Annotated in this window: 2 protein-coding genes; both read right to left on the bottom strand. The window is 63.9% G+C overall.

The annotated features are described in order from the left end of the window. Positions 1-6: 6 nt before the first annotated feature. Entirely contained in the window at positions 7-963 is a 957-nt protein-coding gene (rlmF, locus tag HU729_RS25065; RefSeq protein ID WP_186711878.1) for a 23S rRNA (adenine(1618)-N(6))-methyltransferase RlmF, read from the bottom strand. A gap of 170 nt (positions 964-1,133) precedes the next feature. Then, a complete protein-coding gene (locus HU729_RS25060) occupies positions 1,134-3,980 on the bottom strand; it encodes a valine--tRNA ligase (RefSeq protein WP_186711877.1) in 2,847 nt (948 codons plus the stop codon). Positions 3,981-4,079 lie beyond the last annotated feature (99 nt).

The raw sequence follows: 4,079 nt of genomic DNA, 5'->3' as shown, positions 1-4,079 counted from the left end.
TTTTTTTCATGCCTGTGCCTTGCCCCGCGCGGCATGCCAGGCGCCGCGCATGGCGTCGTCCTGGAAGCTCCAGGCCACCATGCGGCTCTGTTTCTGGCCCTGGCCCATCTCGACGATGCGCTGGGCTTTCACGCCTGCTTTCTTGAGCACCGCTTCGATACCCGGCAGGTTGCCGGCCTTGGACACCAGGCTGGTGAACCACAGCACCTGCCCGCCGTACTGCACGCTTTCGTTCACCAGTTGGGTGACGAAGCGGATCTCACCGCCTTCGCACCACAGCTCGTTGTTCTGCCCACCGAAGTTCAGCACCGGTAGCTTGCGGTTGGGGTCCTGCTTGCCCAGGTTCTTCCATTTGCGCTGGCTGCCACGGGTGGCCTCCTCGCGCGAACTGTGGAAGGGTGGGTTGCACAGGGTCAGGTCGAAGCGCTCGTCGTCCTGCAGCAGGCCGCTGAGGATGTGCTTGCGGTTGGCCTGCTGGCGCAGGGTGATGGCCTTGGTCAGGCCATTGGCCTGGACGATCGCCTTGGCCGAAGCCAGCGCCGTGGCGTCGATATCCGAGCCGAGGAAGCGCCAGCGGTAGTCGCTATGGCCGAGCAGCGGGTAGATGCAGTTGGCGCCGACGCCGACGTCCAGCGCGCGGACCTGGGCGCCGCGTGGCACTTGCCCGCCGTTGTCTTCGGCCAGCAAGTCGGCCAGCACATGGATGTAGTCGGCCCGCCCAGGGATCGGCGGGCACAGGTAGTCAGCGGGGATGTCCCAGTGCTGGATGCCGTACTGGGCCTTGAGCAAGGCACGGTTGAACACCCGCACGGCCTCGGGGTTGGCGAAATCGATGCTGGGTTTGCCGTGGGGGTTGGTCAGGGTGAAGCGGCCAAGGTCCGGGTGCGCCTTGATCAGCGCGGGGAAGTCGTAGCGGCCCTGGTGGCGGTTGCGCGGGTGCAGGGTGGGTTTATTCTGGGTCATGCTCGTGTCCGGTGTTGCGTGCACTGGCCAGAGGCCGCAGGGCGGCCCATTCGCGGCCAAGGCCGCTCCCACAGGATAGTGGGGCTCCTTGAAGGCAGCCCATTCCTGCGGGAGCGGCCTTGGCCGCGAACGAGGGCGGAGCCCTCGCCGGTCAGTTCAGCAATGTCAGGTTACAGCGCTGCAATCCGCGCATGCTGCTCGGTGAAGTTGGCCAGGGCCTGTTCGGACTCGGCCAACTTCGCGCGTTCCTTCTCGATCACCGCAGGTGGTGCCTTGTCGACGAAGGCGGCGTTGGACAGCTTGCCGCCGACACGCTGGACCTCGCCCTGCAGGCGCTGGATTTCCTTGTTCAGGCGTGCAAGCTCGGCATCCTTGTCGATCAGGCCGGCCATCGGCACCAGCACCTGCAGATCGCCCACCAGTGCGGTGGCCGACAGCGGTGCTTCGTCCTGTTCGCCGAGTACGGTGAAGGTCTCGACCTTGGCCAGCTTCTTGAGCAGCGCTTCGTTTTCCTGCAGGCGACGCTGGTCGTCGGCATTGGCGTTCTTCAGGAACAGCGGCAGCGGCTTGCCCGGGCCGATGTTCATCTCGGCGCGGATATTGCGCAGGCCGACCATCAGCTCCTTGAGCCATTCGATGTCGCCTTCGGCGCCAGAATCGATGCGGCTCTCATTGGCCACCGGCCAAGGCTGCAGCATGATGGTCTTGCCCTGGACGCCCGCCAGCGGAGCGATGCGCTGCCAGATCTCTTCGGTGATGAACGGCATGAACGGATGCGCCAGGCGCAGTATCACTTCCAGCACGCGGACCAGGGTGCGGCGGGTGCCGCGGGCGCGTTCGACCGGAGCGTTCTCGTCCCACAGTACCGGCTTGGACAGCTCCAGGTACCAGTCGCAGTACTGGTTCCAGACGAACTCGTACAGTGCCTGGCTGGCCAGGTCGAAGCGGAACTGCTCGAGCTGGCGGGTCACTTCGGCTTCGGTGCGTTGCAGTTGCGAGATGATCCAGCGATCGGCCAGCGACAGCTCGTAGGCCTCGCCGTTCTGGCCGCAGTCCTCGCCCTTGTCCAGCACGTAGCGGGCGGCATTCCAGATCTTGTTGCAGAAGTTGCGGTAGCCTTCGACGCGGCCCATGTCGAACTTGATGTCACGGCCGGTAGAGGCCAGCGAGCAGAAGGTGAAGCGCAGGGCGTCGGTGCCGTAGCTGGCGATACCTTCGGGGAACTCCGCCTTGGTCTGCTTGGCGATCTTCTCGGCAAGCTTGGGCTGCATCATGCCGCTGGTGCGTTTTTCCAGCAGCGCTTCAAGCGTGATGCCGTCGACGATGTCCAGCGGGTCGAGCACGTTGCCCTTGGACTTGGACATCTTCTGGCCTTGGCCATCGCGCACCAGACCATGCACGTAGACGGTCTTGAACGGAACCTGCGGGGTGCCATCCTCGTTCTTGATCAGGTGCATGGTCAGCATGATCATCCGGGCGACCCAGAAGAAGATGATGTCGAAGCCTGTGACCAGTACGTCGGTGGAGTGGAATTTCTTCAGGAACTCGGTCTGCTGCGGCCAGCCGAGGGTGGAGAAGGTCCACAGGCCCGAACTGAACCAGGTGTCGAGCACGTCGTCGTCCTGGCGCAGGACCACATCGTTGCCCAGGCCATGCTTGGTCCGGACTTCTTCCTCGTTGCGGCCGACATAGACCTGGCCGGCCTCGTCGTACCACGCCGGGATGCGGTGGCCCCACCACAGCTGGCGGCTGATGCACCAGTCCTGGATGTCGCGCATCCAGGAGAAGTACATGTTCTCGTACTGTTTCGGCACGAACTGGATGCGACCGTCTTCCACCGCGGCGATTGCAGGCTCGGCCAGTGGCTTGGTGGAGACGTACCATTGGTCGGTCAGCCACGGCTCGATGACGGTACCCGAGCGGTCGCCCTTCGGCACTTTCAGGGCGTGGTCATCGACGCTGACCAGCAGGCCCTGGGCGTCCAGGTCGGCAACCATTTGCTTGCGCGCCACGAAGCGGTCGAGGCCGGCGTACTGGGCAGGCAGCGAGGTGTCGAGGTTTTCGTTGACGCTGCCGTCGAGGTTGAAGGCCTGGACTGCGGCGAGCACGGTGGCGTTCTTGTCGAAGATGTTCAGCAGCGGCAGGTTGTGGCGCTTGCCGACTTCATAGTCGTTGAAGTCGTGGGCCGGGGTGATCTTGACGCAGCCGGTGCCGAATTCTGGATCGCAGTAGTCGTCGGCGATGATCGGGATGCGGCGTCCGACCAGCGGCAGTTCGACGAACTTGCCGATCAGCGCCTGATAGCGCTCGTCGGTCGGGTTGACGGCAACGGCGACGTCACCGAGCAGGGTTTCCGGACGGGTGGTGGCGACGACCAGGTGGTCCTTGCCTTCAGCCGTGGTGGCGCCATCGGCCAGCGGGTAGCGCAGGTTCCACAGGTGGCCTTTCTCGTCGTGGTTTTCCACTTCGAGGTCGGAAATCGCGGTGTGCAGCTTGGTGTCCCAGTTGACCAGGCGCTTGCCGCGGTAGATCAGGCCGTCCTCGTGCAGGCGCACGAAGGCTTCCTTGACTGCCTCGGACAGGCCGTCATCCATGGTGAAGCGTTCGCGGCTCCAGTCGACCGACGAACCCAGGCGACGGATCTGGCGGCTGATGTTGCCACCGGATTGATCCTTCCACTCCCAGACCTTCTCCAGGAACTTTTCGCGGCCCAGGTCGTGACGGTTCTGGCCTTTCGCCTCGAGCTGGCGTTCTACCAGCATCTGCGTGGCGATGCCGGCGTGGTCGGTGCCTGGCTGCCACAGGGTGTCGCGCCCCTGCATGCGGCGGAAGCGGATCAGGGCGTCCATGATCGCGTTGTTGAACCCATGACCCATGTGCAGGCTGCCGGTCACGTTCGGCGGTGGGATCATGATGGTGTAGGACTCGCCTGCACCTTGCGGGGCGAAATAGTTCTCGGACTCCCAGGTGTTGTACCAGGAAGTTTCGATGGCGTGCGGCTGGTAGGTCTTATCCATGCGCGGGGGGACCCTTAGGCATTAATTCGGGAAAGCCGAGAAGTATACAACGGGCAAGGCGAAGGGGACATGGTGTCGTTATGTTGCCGACGATGGCGT

The organism is Pseudomonas sp. RW10S2 (assembly GCF_014268985.1).
GTDB lineage: Bacteria > Pseudomonadota > Gammaproteobacteria > Pseudomonadales > Pseudomonadaceae > Aquipseudomonas > Aquipseudomonas wayambapalatensis.
The sequence above is the reverse complement of the archived record's forward strand: the minus strand, read 5'-3'. Positions and strand labels throughout refer to the sequence as shown.

Coding starts and splice junctions, on each gene's coding strand:
- rlmF (WP_186711878.1), bottom strand. CDS start 963: ATGACCCAGAATAAACCCACCCTGCACCCGCGCAACCGCCACCAGGGC.
- HU729_RS25060 (WP_186711877.1), bottom strand. CDS start 3,980: ATGGATAAGACCTACCAGCCGCACGCCATCGAAACTTCCTGGTACAAC.